Raw genomic sequence first — 20,458 nt, 5'->3', positions numbered from 1 at the left:
GTCCGGTCGTCAGCCGCGCAGGCTGCGGGCGGGCAGGATGATGTGCGCGGCGGCGTTGAGGGTCTCCTCGGAGCCGGCGAACTCGGCCAGCGCCTCGGGGGTGACGGCCTTGCCCGGCTCGGCCTCGGGCCACGGGCGGGTGGTGAACACCAGGTAGGCGAAGCCGCGTTCGCCGACCGCCGCGATCCACTCGGGCGGCGGCACGCACTGGGCGTTGAGCTGCGGCATGTTGAGGACGGCCTGACCGCCCTCGACGAGCATGGTGATCGGCAGGCTGGGCCTGGTCGAGCCGTCGACGACGTTGCCGCCGACCGGGAGCTGGTTGTCGGTCAGCAGCCGTTCCACGGCGGCGCTGGCGGCCTCGGGGCCGTCCGCGGCGTCGCCCAGGGTGTAGGCGAGGAGGTAGGGCATGTCCCCGTCGGGGGCCTCGCCGCTCCAGGCCAGGACGACGAGGGTGCCAAGGTCCGCGACGCGGAAGGGGCGCGTTTCGCTTGAGGTTGAGGTCACCGCGCGACCTTATCGACGGGCCGGAAGACGATCCGACGCGTTCTCACCCGTCCGGCCGATGGTGCGGTCGCCCCGCCACACGAACGAGGGACGCCTCTCGACGCCCCTCGAACAGCACCCGGCGAGACTCAGCTCTGCAGCGGGAGACCGCCGAGCAGCGGGTTGTGCTGGTTCAGCGCGCTGGTCGCACCCTTGACGGTGTTGAGCGCGGAGCCCTTGTTCTCGGTGTCGAGCGCGTCCGACTGGTGCTGCAGCGGCATCACGTCGGCGGGCTGGAGCTGACCACTGGTGAGGGTGTTGACGGCGCCGGTGAGGCTGGTGGGCGTCACGTCGGCGGGGCTGTAGGCGAACGCGGGCGCGGCGGCACCGGCGAGGACGACGGACCCGGCAACGACAGCGGCAGCCTTCAGGGACTTCATCGTGTTCCTTTCTTCGGCAACTCATGTCACCAGAGCGAATTCTGTCGCCGTGTGTAACGAGTTCCGACCTGGCCGGAAACCCCGTGCGCAGAAATTTTCTGCTGCCCACCCGAATGCGGAGTGTGTCTCATCGGCGTTTCCCATCCTCATATGAAAGGGCCGTGACACGGAAAAGGCCGTCGGGCCGGCCCCGGAAAGGGGACCGGCCCGACGGCCTTTTCGCGACCGCTCGCGTCACACGCCGGGAACCGCGGGAACCGCCGGAACCGCGGGAACCGCAGGAGCGGCCGGTACCGCCGGGAGCGAGGACGTCGACGGGAGCGACGGCAGCGCGGGCAGACCGGGCAGGCTCGGCGCGGGCAGACCGCCGCCGAGCAGCGTGGCGGCGACGACGTTGACGAGGCCCGTCACCACCCCGGTGACCGCCGGGACGACACCGGCGACATTGCCGGAGGTGACCGCGGCGACCAGCGTGGTGACCGCTTTCTGCAGCGAGGCGAGCGCGTCGGCGGCGACGTCGGCGGGCGCCTTGGCCTTGCCGTCGTCGGCGCTCTTGAGCGAGGGCAGCGCGGGCGCGGCCGGAACCGCGGGCGCGGCGGGCACGACGGGCGCCGCGGGGACCGAGGGGACCGCCGGGGCGGCCGGCGCCGCCGCGCCGGCCTTGGCGATGGCCGCGGTGACGGCGTCGCCCAGCGACTTCGCCTGGTCGGCGGGGAGTTGACCGTTGTCGGCCTTGAGCGTCTTGGTCAGCAGATCGGTGACCGGGGTGAGGACGCCGCCGACGCCGCCGAGGCTCTTGACCTGGGCGAGCAGGGCGTCAGCGTTGGGGACCGGCGCGCTCGACGCGGCGTGGACGTGCTTCCGCGCCGAGTCGTTGTCGGCCGCGACGGCCGTGGGGCCGGCGATGCCGATCAGGACGGTGGCACAGAGCACGGAGGACGCGACGCGCCGTGCGGGCAGACCACGCATGGGGGTTTCCTTTCGGTGGTGCTTCGGATCTTGAGCCCACCGTGAAAGCGCTCACCACCATCTGCAACCGGTCGGACACAGCGGGTGACCGCCCGTCAGGCCCGGGGCCGACGTCGTGCCTGGTGAGGGCCGTGTCACGAGCGTGGCGCCGGACCGGAACCGCTACCGCCCATTCGGGGCAACACCCGCCAACGCCAACCGGCCGTCCCCCCGCGGAAACCACGGGGGAACGGCCGGCCGAAGGGATGCGCGCGGACGTCAGCCGTTGACGCAGGTGTTGCCGAAGGCCGGGTTGAGCAGGCCGATGACGTTGACGGTGTTGCCGCAGACGTTGACCGGGATGTGGACCGGAACCTGGACGACGTTGCCGGACAGCACGCCCGGGGAGTGGGCAGCGGCGCCGTGCGCGTCGCTGTCGGCGGCGGCGATGCCGGCGGTGCCCGCCATGGCGGCGGCGGCAACGGAGGTCAGGACCAGGCCCTTCGCGATACGCGACATGGAGAGGTGCTCCTTGGGGTTGAAACAAACATCCGGACGGGGATGCCCGGCGCTGTGTCAACGCGCGACTCCCACGGGGGTTGTGCCGCCAATGGGGTGATCTCCCGGAGGCCGAACTTCACCATTCCGACACACTTGTCGCGTTTCGCGGGATTAATACGGATAGCCACTAGAGTTGCGCACCTCCCGAAGTACCCCTATAGCCATCAGATCGCACATAGGGGCCGTACTTCCCGAAAGGGCACCGCCGGTCATGCGCAATTCCCTGGGCCCGCTGCTGCGCCGGGCGTCCACGGGCGCCCTCGCCCTCGCCACGATCTGGGCCCCGGCCGCCGCCGCGTCCGCCCCGCCCGCCCCCGAGGCCGGGCGCGTCCCGTTCGCCCAGCGCTACCACGCGCTCCAGCACGGCGGCATCGTCCGCGCGGCCAACACCTCCATCAGCTGCCGCCGGACCTCGGCCGCCTGCCCCGCCGTGCGCGAGGGACAGGCCGCGGTCAACGGCGACTTCGACATGTTCTACGTCGACGTCGACAGCGACCCCAACACCTACAACTCCTCGCGCGCGGAGGTCCGGCTGCCCGAGGGCGCCCGGGCCACGTACGCGCGTCTGTACTGGGGCGGCAACCTCCGCGTCGGCGAGCAGAAGCCGCCCAAGGACGACGGGCGGGTGCTGATCGCGGAGCCCGGCGGCGCCTACAAGGCGGTCCTCGCGGACACGGTCGTGGGCCACCGGGTGGCGGGCGGCGCCGACGCGTTCCAGGCCTCGGCGGACGTCACGAAGCTGGTCCGGGAGAGCGGTTCGGGCCTCTACACCGTGGCCCAGGTCAACACGGCGATGGGCAAGTCCGCGGCCGGCGCGTGGGGCGGCTGGACCCTGGTCGTCGCGTACGAGAAGCCGCAGGAGCCGCTGCGGCGGCTGGAGTTGTGGGACGGCTTCGACGCACTGGGCGCGCGAAACGGCGCGGAGCTCCGCGTGCGCGGCGTGCGTGTGCCCGCGCACGCCGGGGGACGCGCCGGCGTGGTGGCGTACAACGGGGATCGCGGCCGCACCGGTGATTCGCTCACCCTCTCGACCGGTCGTACGAACGCCATCGCGCTCGGCGACGGCGCCAACCCCCGTGACGACGTGCTGAATTCCACGATCAGCGACCCGGGGGCGGCGCCCGTGGAGCGTGCGCCCGCGTATGCGAACACGCTCGGCTACGACTCCGATGTGTTCGATCTCGGCAAGGCGCTGCGACCCGGCGGTGACCAGCTGGCCGTCCGGCTCGTTTCCCACCGGGACGCGGCGTGGTGCGGGGCGCTCTTCGTCGCCGTCGACGCCCAGCAGTGAGGCGCGTTCCCGCCCGCCGTCCCGAGCGCCACCCGTGAGCGAGGAAACCGCGCAATGCACCAGCCAGCCACCGACCCTCGACCACGGGTCCTGCACCTCGCCCAGCCCGTGGACGGCGGGGTCGCCCGTGTCGTCACGGATCTGACCCGCGCCCAGCTCGCGTCCGGCCTGCACGTCACGGTCGCCTGCCCGGCCGGCGGCGCCCTCGCGGACGGGGTCCGGACGCTCGGCGCCGACGTACGGCGCTGGGAGGCCACCCGGTCCCCGGGCCCCGCGCTCGCCTCCGAGGTACGGCGGCTGGCCCGGGTGGTCGAGGAGGTGCGGCCCGACCTGGTGCACGCGCACAGCGCGAAGGCCGGACTGGCCGGGCGGCTCGCCGTGCGGGGGCGGATCCCGACCGTGTTCCAGCCGCACGCCTGGTCGTTCGAGGCGGTCGGCGGGATCACCGCGGCGCTCGCGACCGGCTGGGAGCGCCGGGGTGCCCGCTGGGCCACCCGGACGGTGTGCGTGAGCGAGGCGGAGCGTACGACCGGGCTGCGGGCCGGCGTCAGGGGCCGCTGGAGCGTGATCCCCAACGGCATCGACACCGAGCGCTTCCATCCGGCCGCCGTGGACACCGTGCGGGCCGGGATCGAGCGGCTCGCCGGGGTCGATCCGGCGGCGCCGCTGGTGGTGTGCGTGGGGCGGCTGTGCCGGCAGAAGGGCCAGGACGTCCTGCTGGCGGCGTGGGACGAGGTCCTGCGGCGGGTGCCCAGGGCGCGGCTCGTGCTCGTCGGCGACGGACCCGACCGGGACGCGCTGCGCCGACTCGCCCCGGACTCCGTGCTGTTCGCGGGGGCCGTCCCCGATCCCGTGCCCTGGTACCAGGCCGCCGACCTGGTGGTGCTGCCCTCGCGCTGGGAGGGCATGGCCCTGGCCCCACTGGAGGCGATGGCCTGCGGGCGGCCCGTCGTCGTCACCGATGTCGCCGGCGCCCGCGAGAGCCTGCCCGCCGCTCTCGCGCCCCGCTGCCTGGTCCCGGCCGAGAACCCCGCCGTGCTGTCCGGAGCCGTCGCCGAGCTGCTGCTCGACCCGCTGCTGCGCGAGTCCCTCGGCCACCAGGGACGCCGGTACGTCCAGTCCACGCACGACGTGCGGCACACCGCCGAAGCGGTCGCGGGCGTCTACCGCGACCTCCTCGGCGGCCGGCCCGTCGTGCCCACCGAGTGCAGGGAGTCCATCCACTCGTGACCGCGGAAAGCACCGTCCCCTCCCCCGGCGGACAGCCACGGGACCACGGATTCTCGAACGTCTCGGTCATCCCCCGCCGGACCGGCGGCGGTTTCCGGTTCCCGGTCCGCCGCCCGCCCGCGCGGCCGGTCTCACCGCTGCCGCTGCTCGGCGCGGACCTCGTCGCCGCCGTGGTGGGCGCCCTCGCGCTCACCGGCGGCCGGCGCAGACCGCTCCTGGCGGCCCTGCTGATCGCCGCGTCGATACTGCTGCGCCCGCACCTTCCGCGGGCCGTACCGCGCGTCCTCGACGAACTCCCCGCCGTCTGCGGCCGGATCGCCGTCGCCTGGCTCGCCCTCGGCACCCTCACCGCGGCCTACGACCCCGACCGTGCCCTCTCCCCGCGCGCCCTGCTCCTGGGCTTCGCCCTGCAGACGGCGGCGAGTTGCGCGGCCCGCGGCGCGGTGCACCGGCGCCGCCGCAAGGCCCTGCGCAGCCACCCCCGTTCGGCCCTGGTGATCGGCCCGGCGACGACCGCGCAGCGGGTGGCCGCGGCCGTGCTGCGCCACCCGGGCTGCGGGATCGAGCCGGTCGGCATCGTCGCCGACCACCCGGACGGCACCGAGGGCCTGCCCGTACTGACCACCGGCGAGGAGGTCGAACGGGCCCTCATCCAGAACGGCGTACGGGCCGTCCTCACCGTCCATCCCTCCGTACGGTCCGAACGCGGGCCGCTGCTGCGGGCGTTGGCGGAGTCGGGCTGCACGGTCTGGGAGGTCGACGCCGACTCGCCCTCCTACGAGGTGCGCGACCAGCTCGCCGGATTCGCCTGCCGCAGGCTGGAGTTGGGCTCCCGGCGGTCGGGCAGCCTCGGCAAGCGGACCCTGGACGTGCTGGTGTCCGGCGCGCTGCTCCTCCTGGTCAGCCCGCTGCTGCTGATGTGCGCGGTGGTGCTCCGGCTCACCGACGGACCCGGTGTCGTCTTCCGCCAGGAGCGCATCGGCAAGGACGGACGCCCCTTCACCCTGCTGAAGTTCCGCACCCACCGCCCGGTCGACGAGCACGAGGCGGCCACCCGCTGGAGCGTCGCGCGCGAGCCGCAGATGAGCCGCTTCTGCCGCTTCCTGCGCGAGACCTCGCTGGACGAACTCCTCCAGCTGTGGAACGTCCTCTCCGGCGACATGAGCCTGGTCGGCCCACGCCCCGAACGCCCTTATTTCGTCGCCCAGTTCAGCCAGACCTACCCCGGCTACGCGGCCCGCCACCGGATGCGGACCGGCATCACCGGCCTGGCCCAGATCCAGGGGCTGCGCGGCGACACCTCGATCGAGGACCGCTGCCGGTTCGACAACGCGTACATCGACAACTGGTCGCTGTGGCAGGACGTCTGCATCCTGGCCCGCACGGTGACCGCGCTTGTACGTCCGACCGGGAGCTGAGCCGTGAACCACCGAAGCCGCGAGCACGCCACCGCCCTGTCCGCACGTCCGACGGGGAGCTGACCGTGCCGCGCCGAGTCCCTGCCTTCGCCCCCGTCCTGCCGGTCATCGCCGTGATCGCCCTGCTCGGCCTGCCGCTCGCCCCGGGCGCGGGCGGCGCCGGTCCGGCCGACGCGGTCTCCGGTCTGGTGGTGCTGTACTGCGCGATCCGCCTGCTGCGCGACCGCCGCCGCCCGCTGACCCCGACAGCCGTGCTGGTCATGGGACTTCCGGTGCTGGGCCTGTCCGTCGCCGCGATGGACGCGTCCTCACCGGGCGCGGGCCTGAGCGGTCTGGGCCGCTACCTCCAGATCTTCGTGCTGGTCCCGGCGGCGGTCGTGCTGCTGATCCGGGACCGCCGCGACTTCCGCGTCCTGGCCTGGTCGTTCGTCGCGCTCGCGCTCTGGCAGGGGGCGATCGGCGTCAAGCAGTACGTCACCGCGACCGGCGCCTCCTACCAGGGCGAGGACATCCGCGCCGTGGGCACCTTCGGCCCGACCGACGTGATGGGCATGGCGACGGTCGTGTCCTTCGGCCTGATCTGCGCGCTGGCGCTGGCCCTGGGCCGGAACGACGCCCGCCAGAGGGCGGTTGCCGCGGCCTGCGGCCTCGCGCTGCTGCTCCCCCTCGCCCTCTCCTTCAGCCGCGGCGCGTGGATCGCGACGGCCGCGACCTGCGCGCTGCTCCTGGCCCTGGCGGGCCTGCGCCGCGCCCTGAAGGTGGCGGCGGCGGTGACGGCGGCGGCCGTGGTCCTGGTCGGCGGCCTCGGCGTCGGTACGACGATGCTCCAGGAGCGGATCGACAGCATCACCCAGGTCACCGACGCCCCCGACCAGTCGGTGACCGACCGGTACACGATGTGGGCGGCGGCGACCGCGATGTGGCGCGAGCACCCGCTGACCGGCGTCGGCCTGAAGGGCTTCCCCGAACACCGCGACGGCAACGCGTCGTTGGCCCTGTCCTCGGGCAGCGACACGGACGGCGCGGGCGCCGGGTTCCTCAAGCAGCCCCTGCTCTCCCCCCACAACATGTACCTCCTGGTCCTCAGCGAACAGGGCCTGCTCGGCCTCCTCACCCTGGCCGGCGGCTGGCTGGCCCTCCTGGTGTGCGCACTCCGCGGCCTCCTCCGCGTCCACCGGGGCGACATCCCGTCCCTGGACTGCGCGTTGGTCTCCACCGGCCTGCTGATCTGGCAGCTGATCGACTTCGTCTACGCGGACATCGGCGGCCCGTCCACCGTCCTCACGGCAGTCGTCCTCGGCCTGGCGGCCTGGTGGTCCCTGGTGGGAGCGGCCGAGGAGAACCGGCCGCCCGCGGAGGCAACTCCGGCCCCCGCGACCGCCGAAGGGGCCCTGACCCCATGACGGTGAAGCCTCCGACACCGACCAACACCCGGGCGACCACCGACACCACCCCCCTCGCCCCCCACACCGCTCACCCCCCTCTTCTCCCCCCGGCCCGCGCCTCGGACGACGCCCCCGCCCCCGACTCCCGCGGCTTCCTCGCCAAGGCCGCCCTGATCACCGCCGTCCTCTCCCTCACCGGCTCCCTCCTGGGCCTGGTCAGGGACCAGTCCCTGGCCGGTCTCTTCGGCGCGGGCAGCGAGACGGACGCCTTCCTCGTCGCCTGGACCATCCCGGAGTTCGCCGCCACCCTCCTGATCGAGGACGGCCTGGCCTTCGCCCTGATCCCCGCGTTCAGCATGGCCCTCGCCCGCAGAGCCCAGGGCGCCCCGGGCGACCCGGTCCGCTCCCTGGTCGCCACCACGCTCCCCCGCCTGGCCCTGGCGTTCGTCGCGGTTTCGGCGGTGCTCATCGGCACCGCCCCCTACCTGGTGGAGGCCCTGGCCCCCGGCCTCCCGAACCCGGCCCTGGCCATCAGCTGCACCCGTATCACCGCCACCTGCGTCCTCAGCTTCGGCCTCGCCGGCTACTGCAGCGCGGCCCTCCGAGCCCACCGCCGCTTCGTGGCCCCGGCCGCGATCTACGTGGCGTACAACATCGGGATCATCGCCGGGATGTACGCCTTCGGCGCCCGCTGGGGCGTCCGCTCGGCGGCCCTGGGCGTGGCGGCGGGCGGCTTCCTGATGGTGCTGACCCAACTGCCCTCGCTGTGGCGCCAGTTGTCGAGCCACAAGCCCGCCACCCCGGCCACGGGCCCCGCCGAGCCCCGCCCGATGAACCTCGCCCTGATGGCCACCGTGCTCCTCTTCGCGCTCTGCCGCCAGTCCCAGGTGCTCATCGAGCGCTTCCTCGCCTCCGACCTCCCGGCAGGCGCCATCTCGCATCTGAACTACGCGCAGAAGGTCGCCCAGATGCCGATGGTGCTCTCGCTGATGCTGTGCACGGTCACCTTCCCGGTGGTCGCGCGGGCGCTCGCCGAGGGCGACACGGAGAAGGCCCGCGACCGCGTGGAGCAGGACCTCGCCGTCGCCGCCTGCCTCGTCCTGCTCGGCGCCGCCACGGTGATCGCCTGCGCCCCGCAGATCATCCATCTTCTCTTCCAGCGCGGCGCGTTCACCGCCCACGACACCGCCGCCACGGCCGGCGTGATGCGGGTGTACGCGCTCGGACTGCTCGGCCAGACCCTGGTCGGCGTCCTGGTCCGCTCCTACTTCTCGGCGGGCCGCCCCACCTGGTACCCGGTCGGCGCGATGGCCGCGGGCATCGTCGTGACCACCTGGATCGGCGCCTGGACGGTCGGCCCCTGGGGCGTCATCGGCATCACCGTCGCCAACGCCGCCGGCATCACCTTCACCGCCGTCCTGCTGCTGTACGGGTCGGGCCCGCGCAGTGTCCCGATCCGCACCCGGCGGGTCCTGACCGAGCTGAGCCGGCCGGCGCGCGCGGCGGTGGTCGCCACCGTCGCGGGGGCGTTCGTCGCCCACGCGCTGCCGTCCCCGCTGCTCGGTCTCACCGTCGGCTGCGCCACCGTCACCGTCGTCTTCGTCCTGCTCGGCTGGGCCCTGGGCGCCCAGGGCTTCGCACCCGCACTGGAATCCGTACGTTCCGTCACACGGAGGCTCTCGCATGGCCGCTCCCGTTGATTCCCCGGCTACCGGCAGACGCGTCACGGGCTCGGTCCCGTGGGTGGCGATGTACCACTCGGTGGGCGACTGCTCCGACGACCCCTACCGCATCACGGTGTCCCCCGACCGCCTCGCGCAGCAGCTGAGCTGGCTGCGCGGGCGCGGTCTGCGGGGCGTCTCCATGGCCGAGCTGCTCGCCGCCCGCGCCCGGGGCGAGGGGCAGGGCCTGGTCGGTCTCACCTTCGACGACGGGTACGCCGACTTCGTCGACAACGCCCTTCCGCTGCTGACCCGTTGGGGCTGCGGCGCCACGCTCTTCGTCCTCCCCGGCAGGCTCGGCGGCGAGAACGCCTGGGACCCGCGGGGCCCCCGCAAGCCCCTCCTCACCGCCGACGGCATCCGCCGGGCCGCCGCCGGAGGAGTGGAGATCGGCTCGCACGGCCTCACCCACGTCGACCTCACCACGGCGGACGACGACACCCTGCGCGCCGAGGTCGCCGAAAGCCGTTCCAGGCTCCAGGAGTTGACCGACTCCCCGGTGCACGGCTTCTGTTACCCCTACGGCACGCTCGACGCCCGCGCGATGGACGCGGTCGGCGCGGCCGGTTACGCCTACGCCTGCGCCATCGACCCCGGCGAGCTCAACGGCCCGCACGCGCTCCCCCGCGTCCACATCGGCCAGAACGACACCGCCGTACGCCTCTTCCTCAAGTACCGGCTGCACCGGCTGCGCCGTCGCCCGGTGGAGGGGCTCGCATGAAGGCGCTGCACATCATCACCGGGCTCGGCGTCGGCGGTGCCGAGCAGCAACTGCGGCTGCTGGTGCGCCACTTGCCGGTCGACTGCGATGTCGTGACGCTCACCAACCCGGGCGCGGTCGCCGACGGCCTGACCGCCGACGGGGTCCGTGTCTTCCACCTCGGCATGACCGGCAACCGCGACCTCGCCGCCCTCCCCCGCCTGGTCCGCCTCATCCGCACCGGCCGCTACGACCTCGTCCACACCCACCTCTACCGCGCCTGCGTCTACGGCCGGCTCGCCGCCCGGATCGCGGGCGTGAAGGCGGTCGTGGCCACCGAACACTCGCTGGGCGACTCGCAGATGGAGGGCCGCGACCTCAGCGCCGGGGTCCGCGCCCTGTACCTCGCCAGCGAGCGGCTGGGCCGTTCCACGGTCGCCGTCTCCCCGACCGTCGCCGAACGCCTGAAGCGCTGGGGCGTGCCGGGCCCGCGCATCGAAGTCGTCCCGAACGGCATCGACCTGGCCCGCTTCCGCTTCGACCCGGTCCAGCGCCTGCGCACCCGCCAGCGCCTCGGCCTGCCCGAGGGCGCGTACGTCATCGGCGGCATCGGCCGTCTCGCGGCGGGCAAGCGCTTCGACGTCCTGGTCCGCGCACTGGCCCACCTCCCGGACGACTACTGGCTGTTGCTGGTGGGCGGCGGCACCGAGGAGAACCTGCTGCGCCGCACGGCCCATGACTACGGGGTCGCCGACCGGGTCCTGTTCACCGGCGAACGCCCCTACGTGCCCGACGGCACCCCGGGCCCCGATCTGCCCTCCCTCACCGCCGCGATGGACCTGCTGGCGTCGCCGTCCCCCGAGGAGGCCTTCGGCCTGGCGGTCGTGGAGGGTCTGGCGTCCGGGCTGCCCGTGCTCTACGCGTCCTGCCCCGCCATCGAGGACCTCCCCCCGCAGGCCGCGCCCGCCGCCCGCCGGGTGCAGGGCGGCCCCGAGGTCTTCGCCCGCGCGCTGGCGGCGGCCCGCGCACAGGGCCCGCGTCCGCGCACCGCCCCGGACGCCGCCCACCACTACTGCATCACCCGCAGCGCCGCCCACCTCGTGGACGTGTACGCGGCGGTCTCCGCCTCGTCGCCGTCCTCCGTACCCCAGGGAGCCAGTTCCTCATGACCGAGATCCGACAGCACCTCCCCCTCAGCCGCGCGAAAGCCCTCCCGGCCTGGACCCTCCTCGCGGCCGGCGCCGTGACCGGCGGCCTGATCGGCGGGGCGTACGGCGTCGTCAAGACCCCGACGTACACCGCGACCAGCTATGTCATCGCGGTCCCCACCGACAAGGCCGACTCCTCCACCGCCCTCGGCTTCGCGCAGGCCTACGGCCGGGTCGCCACCCAGCTCGCGGTGCTCGGGGACGCGCAGGTGTGGGCGGGCGTGCCGGTGAAGACGCTCCAGTCGAGCGTGCAGACGGCGACCTCGCCGGACGCGCCGATGGTCGCCGTCACGGCCACCTCCTCGCGCGCGGACCTCGCCGCCGACATGGCCAACGCCGTGTCCCGCTCGCTGACCGTGCACGCGAACGACGCCAAGGACTCGACCCACGTCGAACTCCAGACCTTCGCCCGCGCCATCAAGCCGGCCGGCCCCTCCTCCGCCTCGGCCGCGGTGACCGGCCTGGTCGGCGCGAGCGCGGGCGGCCTCCTGGGCGGTCTGCTGCTGCTCGTCCGCCCGCGCCGCGCCACCGACGAGACCGGCCGGCCCGCCTCCGTCCCCGGCCCGGCCACCGCGGCCGACGTGCTGTGACACCGGTGTACTCGACCGAACTCGTCACCGACGCCCGGCAGTTCGCCGAACTGGCCCCGGCCTGGGGCCGGCTGTACCAGAGGTGCGGCGCGGCGACCCCGTTCCAGTCGCACGCCTGGCTGCACTCCTGGTGGCTGTCCTACGGCCGAACGGGCCGCCTGCGCCTGCTCGTCGTCCGTGACGGCCGCGAACTCGCCGCCGCCGCACCCCTGATGCTCGTCCGCAGCCCGGTCCCCTCCCTGGTCCCGCTCGGCGGCGCGATCTCCGACTACGGCGATGTCCTGCTGGACGACGAGCACGGCGACCCGGCCGTCGCCGCGCTCACCGAGGGCCTCGCGTCCGCCGCCCGCACCGCGCTGATCGACTTCCGCGAGGTACGCCCCGGCGCCGCGGTCGAACGCGTCTACGACCGCTGGCGCGGCCCGCGCCGCCGCGTCCACGACTCGCTGTGCCTGGAGCTGCCCGCGGTGCCCATGGCCGACCTGGTCGCCCGGCTCCCCTCGTCCAAGGCCCAGCGTGTCCGCGCCAAACTCCGCAAGCTCGCCGCGCTCGGCGTCGAGCGGCACGTCGTACCGCCGGACGAGGTGGACGGCGCGCTGCGGCGGCTGCTGGAGCTGCACCGGCTCCAGTGGCAGGGACGGAAGGTGACGACCGAGCACCTCCAGACCCGGTTCTGCGAACACCTGGTCCGCTCGGTCGGCCCGATGGTCCGCTCCGGCGACGCCGTCGTCACCGAGTTCCGGCTGGAGGAGGACGTGGTCGCCGTGGATCTGACGCTGTTGTCGCGGCGGCTCGCGGGAGGCTATCTCTACGGCGCGCATCCGCGGCTGCGGGAGCGGAAGGCGGATGTCGCGGTGATGCTGCTGGACGCGTGTGCCGAGCACACCGGTGCCGACCAGCCGCGCACGCTGAGCCTGCTGCGCGGGGACGAGCCGTACAAGCACCACTGGCGGCCCGAACCGGTCGTCAACCAGCGGCTGTTGCTGGCCCGGCGGCGCACGGCGCCGCTGATGGGGGCGGTCGTCTGCGATGTCGCCGCGCGCCGGCGGGGCAAGGTGCTGGTGCGGAAGTGGAAGGAACGCGGTGGCGACGGACCGTGAGCGGTCCGCCGCCACCTCCGGTTCAGCGGTCGCGCTGCCACCAGTCGAACTTCACGCACAGCTTCCCGCCGAGCCAGTACTCCACCCAGTCGCCCAGGTCGACCGGCGAGCAGTTGGCCGGGTGCGTCGGGGTCGGCGGTGTGACGGGCTTGGTCGGCTCCGGGGTGACCGGGGCCGTCGGCGCCGCGGGTGTGGTGGGCGCGGTCGGTGTCGTGGTCGGGTCGTCGGTGCGGCCGGAGAGCACCGAACGGTAGACCTGGGAGGACTTCGGGTTCTGCGAGCACTGCCACACACCGTGCGGGCAGTAGTCGGTCACCGTGTTGTACAGCGGTTTGTGCTCGTCCATCCAGGCGAGCATCCGCTTCATGTACTCCGCGTTGTCCCCGTTTCGGAAGAGTCCCCATTCAGGATAGGAAATCGGCTTGCCGTGGGATTTCGCGAAGTCCACGTGTGCCTGAAGTCCGTAGGGCTCTTTCACCTGCTCGTCGAACGTCAGCCCGGAAGGCTGGTCGTACGAATCCATTCCGACGATGTCGACCGTGTCGTCCCCCGGATAGCACTGCGTCCAGGGCACGGCGTCCTGACCGCGGCTCGGAGTGAAGTCGAACCGGAATTTCTGGCCCGGCACCGAGCGCATCGTGGTGACGATCCTGTTCCAGTACTTCTTCCAGGCCTCCGGGTCCGGCCCGCAGCGAGAGGTGTACGTGGTGCCGTTCATCTCCCAGCCGAGCACGATCACCGTGTCCGGCACCTTCAGGGCGACCAGCCGCCGGGCGAGGGCCTTGAAGTGCTGATCGAACTCACCGGCCGCGCCCTGCTGGAGCAGCCGCCGCACCTGGTAGTCGGAGACGCCGTCCTCGTTGTGCTCCTGCATCGGCACGTTGAGCACGAGCATCCGGTCGGACTTCTCGGTCCGCCAGTCCGCCCACACGTCGAGGAGACCGGGGGCACCCTCGATGTCGCTCCACTGGTTCCCGGGCAGGTAGGTGTGGCCGACGCGCAGGTCGGCGCCGCCCAGCCACGCGCTGAGCGCGGCCATCCGGGCCACCCCGCGGGCCCCGGAGTCGAGGAAGGCACCGAACGCGGGGGCCTGCCGGGGCTCGGGGGACTTGGCGGCCTCGGGTGTCCTGGTGGCCTCGGGTGTCTTCGCGGGTTCCACGACGGCCGGGGTCGTGGGCGTCGTTGTCGCGGGGGCGCTGGTCGTGGGCGCCGTGGTGGGAGCAGGCGGATCGGTGACCCGCGTCACCCCCGCCGCGAAACCGGGACCGGCCGCCAGTGCCGCCGACGTGGCGGCCGTGGCCGCGATGAGGGCCAGCCGTCCGATCCGGGACCGTCGCTGCTGTGGGGCCATGCCTGCTCCTCTCCACTCTCGTGCGCTGTTCGGTCTTCGCTTTTCCTTCCACTGACACTCAGTCATATGAATATGAATTACGCCACCGCCGTTACGGCTTCCGAGTTCCCCTATCGCCCGCACGGGTGAAACGAACCGAAGGAAACAGTCCGTGTCGCTGCTTGACGTCCGTGTCCCCGCAGTTCTGCTGCGGATCGACCGGAATCCCTTTCACCACGGAACGCTGGGGGCCGTGCGTTCACTGGGCCGGGCGGGAGTGGAGGTGCACGTGGTCGCCGATTCCGCCGCAAGTCCCGTACGCAGCTCCCGCTTCGTCTGCCGGATGCACCCCCCGCCGCCCGTCGGCGCGTCGGCCGCCGAGATCACCGGGACGCTCCGGCGGGTGGCCGCGGGCATCGCGCGTCCCGCCGTGCTGATCCCGATGGACGACGCGAGCGCCGTCGCGGTCGGCCGGCTGCGGGACGAACTGACGCCCTCGTACCTGCTGCCGCATCAGCCCGGCGCGCTGCCCGAACGGGTCGCGGACAAGGCCGAACTGGCCGCCGTGTGCGCGGACGCGGACATCCCGCACCCGGAGACGCTGATCCCGGACAGCCCGGCACAGGCCGCCGCAGCCGCGTGGCAACTGGGGCTGCCGGTCGTCGCGAAATGGAGCAGGCCCTGGCTGGTGCCGGCCGGGACCGGGCTGCGCAGCACGGTGGTGGTGCACAGCGCGCAGGAGGCGCGCGAGCTGTTCCTGCGCGCCGAGGAGGCCGGCAGCAGGCTGCTGTTGCAGGCGTTCCTGCCGGCCGGGCACGACCGCGACTGGTTCTTCCACGGGTACGCCGACCGGTCCGGCGCCGTCCGCGGCGGCGGCACCGGCCGCAAGCAGCGCGCCTGGCCGCGCACCGCGGGGCTCACGGCGGTGGGCCGCTGGACGCCCAACCCGCAGGTGCGGGCGCTCGCCGAACGCCTCACCGCCTCACTCGGCTACCGGGGCATCCTCGACCTGGACTTCCGCCGCTGCGGCACGACCGGCCGCTACCACCTGCTCGACTTCAACCCGCGGCCCGGCGCCCAGTTCCGGCTCTTCGCCGACACCGCGGGCCTGGACGTCGTCCGCGCCCTGCACCTGGACCTGACCCACCGTCCGCCGCCGGACGGGTCACCGCGGCCGGGCCGGACGTTCGTCGTCGAGAACTACGCGCCGTTCAGCGCCCTGCGCCCGACCCTCGGCGGAAGCGAGCTGGCCTGGCACGCGCCGGACGACCCGGCACCCGGCCGGGCGATGTGGGGACTGTGGGCCCTGCACGTGCTGCGCAAGATGCGCGGACGGCTGGGCGGAACCGCCCCGGCGGCACGTCCGGCGGCGGCCCGGGTGGTGCGCCAGGCGGGCGGGCCCCACGCCGACAGAGCCGCCGAACCGGCGGAGTTGACCCCGGTGACCAAGGTGACCGAGTCGAGCGACGACGAGAAAGCGAGCAGCTGCTGATGTACGACCTGCTGGTGGTGGGCGCGGGCCCCTACGGCCTGTCCATCGCGTCCCACGCCGCGGCCGCCGGGCTGAACCTGCGCGTCTTCGGCCGGCCGATGGCGTCCTGGCGCGACCACATGCCCCGCGGCATGTTCCTCAAGTCGGAACCCTGGGCCTCCAACCTCTCGGACCCCGAGGGCCGTTGGCCGCTCGACGTGTACTGCGCGGGCCGGGGCGTGACATCCCGGCACGGCGAGCCGATCCCGGTCGAGATGTTCGCCGACTACGGCCTGTGGTTCGCGCGCAACGCCGTGCCCGAGGTCGACGAACGGACGGTGGAGCGCATCGCGCCGGTGCCGGGCGGCTTCGAGGCGGTCACCGACGACGGCACGGTGCTGCACGCCCGCACCGTCGCGCTCGCGGTCGGCGTCATGCCGTTCGTCGAAATCCCCTCCGCGCTCCAGGGGTTGGGGCGCACCCTCGTCTCGCACAGCAGCCACCACAGCACCCTGGACGACTTCCGCGGCAAGGACGTCACGGTGATCGGCGGCGGCCAGGCGGCACTGGAGACGGCCGCGCTGCTCGCCGAACAGGGCACCCGGGTAAGGGTGTTGGCCCGCGCCGACGCCCTGTCCTGGAACGACGTGCCGCCCGCGTGGGAGCGCCCGTGGTGGCAGTCGGTCCGCTCCCCGCACAGCGGCCTGGGCCCCGGCTGGCGCAACTGGTTCTACTCCGAGCGCCCCGGCCTCTTCCGCCGCCTCCCGGAGTCGACCCGGACCGGGATCGCGGCCGACGCCCTCGGTCCCGCGGGCGCCTGGTGGGTACGGGACCGGGTCGAACCGGCGGTGGAGGTGCTCGTCGGTCACGAGGTCGCCGCCGCCGACGCGGTGCCGGGCGGGGTACGGCTGGAGACGGTGAGCCGGGAGGGCGGGACCCGCCGCCTGGACACCGAACACGTCATCGCGGCAACGGGGTTCAAGGCCGCGACCGGCCGACTCGGCCTGCTCTCCAGCGAGTTGAGGGGCTCCCTGGCCACGATGGGCGACGGCTCGCCCGCGGTGGCCCGGGACTTCGAGTCCTCGCACCCGGGCCTCTTCATGGCGGGCCTGGTGACGGCCTCGGGCTTCGGCCCGGCGATGCGCTTCGTGCACGGTGCCACCTACACGGCGGGCACGCTGGTACGGGGGGTCCGGCGCCGGCTGCACTCGGAGCCGCGCACGGGCATGATCCCGGCACCCGCACGACGGGGCACGCCGAACTTCGCCCGGCGCTGAGGCACGGGCGGTGCGGGTGTGCCGGGCGGAGACGTCCGGCACCCCGCGTGCATCACCTACGGGACGTGGCTCGGCCTCGTCGGTAGAGGATCGTGCCACCCGCGATCAGCGCGGCACTGACGGCCGAGGCGGCCAGCATGGCCTCACTGCCGGTGTGCGCCAGCTCGGGCGGAGAGACGTGCTCCCCACCGGAGGGCGGAGGCGTGTGGTGCCCGCCCATGGGAGGGGGCGGAGTGTGCTCGCCACCACCGGGAGGCGGGGTGTGGTGCCCACCGCCGGGAGGGGGCGTGTGGTGTCCGCCCGTAGGGGGCGGGGTGTGGTGCGGAGGGGGCGTGTGGTGACCGCCCGTGGGAGGCGGCGTGTGGTGCGGAGGCGGGGTGTGGTGCGGGGGCGGCGGCGTGTGGTGCGGCGGAGGCGAGTGGTGTCCGCCCGTGGGAGGCGGCGTCTCCTCGCAGTCCGGGGTGCCGTAGCCCGCGTGGTCCCCGTGGCCGTGACCCATGGGGTGACCGTGGCCGTAGCCGGAGTGGTCCCCGGAGCCGTACCCCGAGTGATCTCCGGAGCCGTACCCCGTGTGATCCCCGTGCCCGTACCCGGAGCCGTACCCCGAGTCGTCTCCGGAGCCGTAGCCCGAGTCGTCGTCGGAGTCGACCCAGGAGTCGACGTAGGACGGCGCGGGTGAACGGTGGTGGCCGGGGTGGGAGGCGTGCTCGCCGTGCCGGTGGTCCTTGCCGCCGGCGCAGGAGTTGCCGAACGTCGGGTTGAGCCCGGACACCCCGTCGGCGGTGTTGCCACAGGCGTTGACCGGTACGTCGACCGGGACCTTGAGGCTGTTGCCGGACAGGACACCCGGCGAATCCGTGGCAGCGCCGCCGGCGTACGTGTCGGCCACGGCGGGGCTGCCGCACAGGGACAGAATGCTTGTCGCGGCGGCCGCCGCGACCATTCCCTTACCCAGGGTCTGTCGCAATCTCGTTGTCTTCCTGCTTGAAGTGGGAAAAGCCGGCCTTGGAAGCGGAAACTGTCCAAGGCCGGCCATGAGACAGCCGGAACGGCTGGGGTGTTACGTCGTCAGTCGTTGACGCACGTGTTGCCGAACGCCGGGTTCAGCAGGCCGATCACGTCGATCGAGTTGCCGCACACGTTGACGGGGATGTGCACGGGGACCTGGACCACGTTGCCCGAGAGGACACCCGGCGAACCGATGGCGGCACCCTCGGCACCGGCGTCGGCGAAGGCCGGGGCGGCCATACCGAGAGCCATGATCGCACCAGCGACAACAGCAGCGCTCTTCTTCATGAACGTTCCCTTCTCTGCGGTCATGCCCTATGACGGCCGAAACCGAGCGAGCACAGCCTGGACGGCTCGCACCATGACCTGCAGCCTGTAAAACGAGGGACGGACGCAGGAAGAAACTGAAGAACGCGTGTCACCTGACAATTCACTCGATCGTCCGCACCGAATTGACAGGATGACGACATCAACGCAGAAACGGTTCTCTTGTGCCTCTTCAAGGGAAAACAGCTTTTGTTCAGCAAGCCGGGCGGCCCGCACGGAAATTCCCGCGGGCCGCCCGGGTCACTCTCAGGCGTACGTCAGCTGCCGATCGCGCCGTTGCCCGACAGCACCGGGATGTTGTCGGCGAGGTGCGACAGCGGCTCGTCACCCTTGGCCTGGGTGGAGTTCTCGGCGCACTGCTGGTTCTGCGGGGCCGACAGGACGGGCACGTCCTGCAGGACGGTGACCGGCACCAGCACGCCCACCAGCGAGGCCGCGTTGGCCTTGACCGGCACGCCGAGGCAGAGCTTGTTCAGCGAGCCCTGGGCGAGCGTCAGCTGGGGGCTCATGTTGCCGGCCGACTTGGCGTTGCCATAGGCCTGCTCGGCACCGTTCCCGTTGACCGTGGTGACGCCGTTGTCGTTGCCGACGGCCAGCGCCTGCGGGGCGGCCGTCGCCGAGACGCCGACGACGGAAGCCGCGACAGCCGTCGCAGCCATTGCCTTCTTGAGCATTTCTGCGGTCCTTTCCTGGCAGAGACACAATTCCTGCTCCCCCATCAACAGGGGTGGGCCGGATTGGTTGCGTGGCTTCACCCGGTTGGATTCATCTGGGCCATTGGAGTGAATCGGAGCAACCATGCGGCCCGGCGCCAGTTGTTCAGGTCGCTCCGGTGGACGGGGTTACTCCAGAAGGGACCACGCAAGTGATCAAGAAGGTTATGGCTGCTGCGGCTGTCGCCGCTTCCGTCGTCGGAGCCTCGGCTGCCGTCGCCGCCCCGGCGATGGCGATCGGTAACGACAACGGCGTCACCACGACGAACGGCAACGGCGCCGAGCAGGTCTACGGCAACCAGGCCACGTACGGCAACATGAGCCCGCAGATGGCGCTCATCCAGGGCTCGCTGAACAAGCCCTGCATCGGCCTGCCCGCCAAGGCGAACCTCGCCTCGCTGGTCGGCCTCGTGCCGGTCACCGTCGCGCAGGACGTGCCGATCCTCTCCGCGCCGCAGAACCAGCAGTGCACCGAGAACTCCACCCAGGCCAAGGGCGACGAGCCGCTGTCGCACATCCTGGACAACATCCCGGTCCTCTCGGGCAACGGCTCCGCCGGCAGCTGACCTCGCGGATGTACGCAGCGGGCCGCCGCACTCCCGGCGGCCCGCTGGTTTGCTGTTCAGGACGTCACACCTTTTCCCCGCAGGCAGCGGCCCCCGTCGAGCGACCCGCCCCGGAGCGCGCCAACTCGCCTGCAGGTAAGCCGACTTATTGCTCCATTCGGTGCACGCGCCGCAACCAGAGCGGCGGGCACCCGGTTGATCACCGCGCGGCTCCGCAACGGGAGTCCGTCCTCCGAAAGGGATCGAACATGAAGAAGCTGTGGGCGACCGCGGCTGTTGCCGCCTCCATCGCCGGTGTCTCGGCTGCCGTCGCCACCCCGGCGATGGCGATCGGCAACGACGACGGCGTCACCACCACCCAGGGCAACGGCGCCGAGCAGAAGTACGGCAACCAGGAGACCAAGGGCGACATGAGCCCCCAGCTCTCCCTGGTCCAGGGCACCCTGAACAAGCCCTGCATCGGCCTGCCCGCCAAGGTCAACGCCGCCTCGCTGGTCGGCCTCGTGCCGGTCACCGTGCTGCAGGACGTGCCGATCCTCTCGGCCCCGCAGAACCAGCAGTGCACCGAGAACTCCACCCAGGCCAAGGGCGACGAGCCGCTGTCGCACATCCTGGACAACATCCCGGTCCTGTCGGGCAACGGCGCCGTGGGCAGCTGACCCCACCAGCACCACGAGAGCGGGCCGCC

21 protein-coding genes are annotated in these 20,458 nt (G+C 72.8%); 13 read left to right on the top strand and 8 right to left on the bottom strand.

The annotated features are described in order from the left end of the window. Positions 1-9 precede the first annotated feature (9 nt). The 4 genes from ACIPTO_RS12705 to chpG form a co-directional block, all read right to left on the bottom strand. The gene (locus ACIPTO_RS12705) at positions 10-507 is read right to left on the bottom strand and encodes a DUF5949 family protein (protein WP_366313367.1); all 498 of its coding nucleotides are present in this window, start codon (positions 505-507) and stop codon (positions 10-12) included. A gap of 128 nt (positions 508-635) precedes the next feature. Beyond that, entirely contained in the window at positions 636-926 is a 291-nt protein-coding gene (locus ACIPTO_RS12700) for a hypothetical protein (RefSeq protein WP_366313365.1), read from the bottom strand. 234 nt (positions 927-1,160) lie between these two features. Continuing rightward, positions 1,161-1,895, bottom strand: coding sequence for a hypothetical protein (locus ACIPTO_RS12695; protein WP_401191255.1), 735 nt, complete (start codon positions 1,893-1,895; stop codon positions 1,161-1,163). A gap of 258 nt (positions 1,896-2,153) precedes the next feature. Next, positions 2,154-2,393 (bottom strand): chaplin ChpG, encoded by a 240-nt coding sequence (chpG, locus tag ACIPTO_RS12690; RefSeq protein WP_266768802.1) that lies wholly within the window; start codon positions 2,391-2,393, stop codon positions 2,154-2,156. A 253-nt stretch (positions 2,394-2,646) separates the two neighbouring features. On the opposite strand from chpG, the gene ACIPTO_RS12685 reads away from it, so the two are divergent. From ACIPTO_RS12685 to ACIPTO_RS12645, 9 genes are read left to right on the top strand one after another with little or no spacing between them, the layout of a single operon-like run. Next, the gene (locus ACIPTO_RS12685; protein ID WP_401191253.1) at positions 2,647-3,726 is read left to right on the top strand and encodes a DUF3344 domain-containing protein; all 1,080 of its coding nucleotides are present in this window, start codon (positions 2,647-2,649) and stop codon (positions 3,724-3,726) included. Between the two features lie 54 nt (positions 3,727-3,780). Next, complete coding sequence (locus tag ACIPTO_RS12680; RefSeq protein ID WP_401191251.1) at positions 3,781-4,956, top strand: glycosyltransferase; 1,176 nt, start codon at positions 3,781-3,783, stop codon at positions 4,954-4,956. Beyond that, entirely contained in the window at positions 4,953-6,374 is a 1,422-nt protein-coding gene (locus ACIPTO_RS12675) for a sugar transferase (RefSeq protein ID WP_401191249.1), read from the top strand. Before ACIPTO_RS12680 ends, ACIPTO_RS12675 begins: the two co-directional genes overlap by 4 nt. A gap of 59 nt (positions 6,375-6,433) precedes the next feature. Continuing rightward, positions 6,434-7,777, top strand: a complete 1,344-nt coding sequence (locus ACIPTO_RS12670) for an O-antigen ligase family protein (RefSeq protein WP_366314457.1) — start codon at positions 6,434-6,436, stop codon at positions 7,775-7,777. Beyond that, a complete protein-coding gene (gene murJ / locus ACIPTO_RS12665) occupies positions 7,774-9,459 on the top strand; it encodes a murein biosynthesis integral membrane protein MurJ (RefSeq protein WP_401191247.1) in 1,686 nt (561 codons plus the stop codon). Before ACIPTO_RS12670 ends, murJ begins: the two co-directional genes overlap by 4 nt. After that, positions 9,443-10,201, top strand: a complete 759-nt coding sequence (locus ACIPTO_RS12660) for a polysaccharide deacetylase family protein (RefSeq protein ID WP_401191245.1) — start codon at positions 9,443-9,445, stop codon at positions 10,199-10,201. The genes murJ and ACIPTO_RS12660 overlap by 17 nt, the downstream gene beginning before the upstream one ends. Then, the gene (locus ACIPTO_RS12655) at positions 10,198-11,349 is read left to right on the top strand and encodes a glycosyltransferase (protein WP_401191243.1); all 1,152 of its coding nucleotides are present in this window, start codon (positions 10,198-10,200) and stop codon (positions 11,347-11,349) included. The genes ACIPTO_RS12660 and ACIPTO_RS12655 overlap by 4 nt, the downstream gene beginning before the upstream one ends. Further along, positions 11,346-11,978: a lipopolysaccharide biosynthesis protein gene (locus ACIPTO_RS12650; RefSeq protein WP_401191241.1), complete on the top strand. Its 633-nt coding sequence runs from the start codon at positions 11,346-11,348 to the stop codon at positions 11,976-11,978. Before ACIPTO_RS12655 ends, ACIPTO_RS12650 begins: the two co-directional genes overlap by 4 nt. Positions 11,979-11,983: 5 nt before the next feature. Further along, positions 11,984-13,078 (top strand): GNAT family N-acetyltransferase, encoded by a 1,095-nt coding sequence (locus ACIPTO_RS12645; protein ID WP_401191239.1) that lies wholly within the window; start codon positions 11,984-11,986, stop codon positions 13,076-13,078. A 22-nt stretch (positions 13,079-13,100) separates the two neighbouring features. On the opposite strand, the gene ACIPTO_RS12640 is transcribed toward ACIPTO_RS12645, so the two are convergent. Then, entirely contained in the window at positions 13,101-14,429 is a 1,329-nt protein-coding gene (locus tag ACIPTO_RS12640) for a glycoside hydrolase family 26 protein (protein WP_401191237.1), read from the bottom strand. 151 nt (positions 14,430-14,580) lie between these two features. Here ACIPTO_RS12640 and ACIPTO_RS12635 point away from each other — a divergent pair, with 151 nt between their 5' ends. Next, a complete protein-coding gene (locus ACIPTO_RS12635) occupies positions 14,581-15,900 on the top strand; it encodes an ATP-grasp domain-containing protein (protein WP_401191235.1) in 1,320 nt (439 codons plus the stop codon). Continuing rightward, positions 15,900-17,156, top strand: a complete 1,257-nt coding sequence (locus ACIPTO_RS12630) for an NAD(P)-binding domain-containing protein (RefSeq protein WP_401191233.1) — start codon at positions 15,900-15,902, stop codon at positions 17,154-17,156. The genes ACIPTO_RS12635 and ACIPTO_RS12630 overlap by 1 nt, the downstream gene beginning before the upstream one ends. Positions 17,157-17,208: 52 nt before the next feature. Here the strand turns inward: ACIPTO_RS12630 and ACIPTO_RS12625 are convergent, their stop codons facing one another. From ACIPTO_RS12625 to ACIPTO_RS12615, 3 genes are all read right to left on the bottom strand, one after another. Beyond that, positions 17,209-18,123: a chaplin gene (locus ACIPTO_RS12625; protein WP_401191231.1), complete on the bottom strand. Its 915-nt coding sequence runs from the start codon at positions 18,121-18,123 to the stop codon at positions 17,209-17,211. Positions 18,124-18,224: 101 nt separating this feature from the next. Beyond that, on the bottom strand, positions 18,225-18,452 hold the full coding sequence (chpD, locus tag ACIPTO_RS12620; RefSeq protein ID WP_026178071.1) for a chaplin ChpD: 228 nt from the start codon (positions 18,450-18,452) through the stop codon (positions 18,225-18,227). A 296-nt stretch (positions 18,453-18,748) separates the two neighbouring features. Continuing rightward, the gene (locus ACIPTO_RS12615) at positions 18,749-19,165 is read right to left on the bottom strand and encodes a rodlin (RefSeq protein ID WP_366313337.1); all 417 of its coding nucleotides are present in this window, start codon (positions 19,163-19,165) and stop codon (positions 18,749-18,751) included. A 191-nt stretch (positions 19,166-19,356) separates the two neighbouring features. Between ACIPTO_RS12615 and ACIPTO_RS12610 the strand changes: the two genes are divergently transcribed. Then, the gene (locus ACIPTO_RS12610; protein WP_200711929.1) at positions 19,357-19,770 is read left to right on the top strand and encodes a rodlin; all 414 of its coding nucleotides are present in this window, start codon (positions 19,357-19,359) and stop codon (positions 19,768-19,770) included. Between the two features lie 248 nt (positions 19,771-20,018). Continuing rightward, entirely contained in the window at positions 20,019-20,429 is a 411-nt protein-coding gene (locus tag ACIPTO_RS12605) for a rodlin (RefSeq protein ID WP_366313334.1), read from the top strand. The last annotated feature ends 29 nt before the right edge of the window (positions 20,430-20,458 follow it).

It is taken from the genome of Streptomyces sp. NPDC090083, assembly GCF_044747445.1.
Lineage (GTDB): Bacteria > Actinomycetota > Actinomycetes > Streptomycetales > Streptomycetaceae > Streptomyces.
The sequence above is the reverse complement of the archived record's forward strand: the minus strand, read 5'-3'. Positions and strand labels throughout refer to the sequence as shown.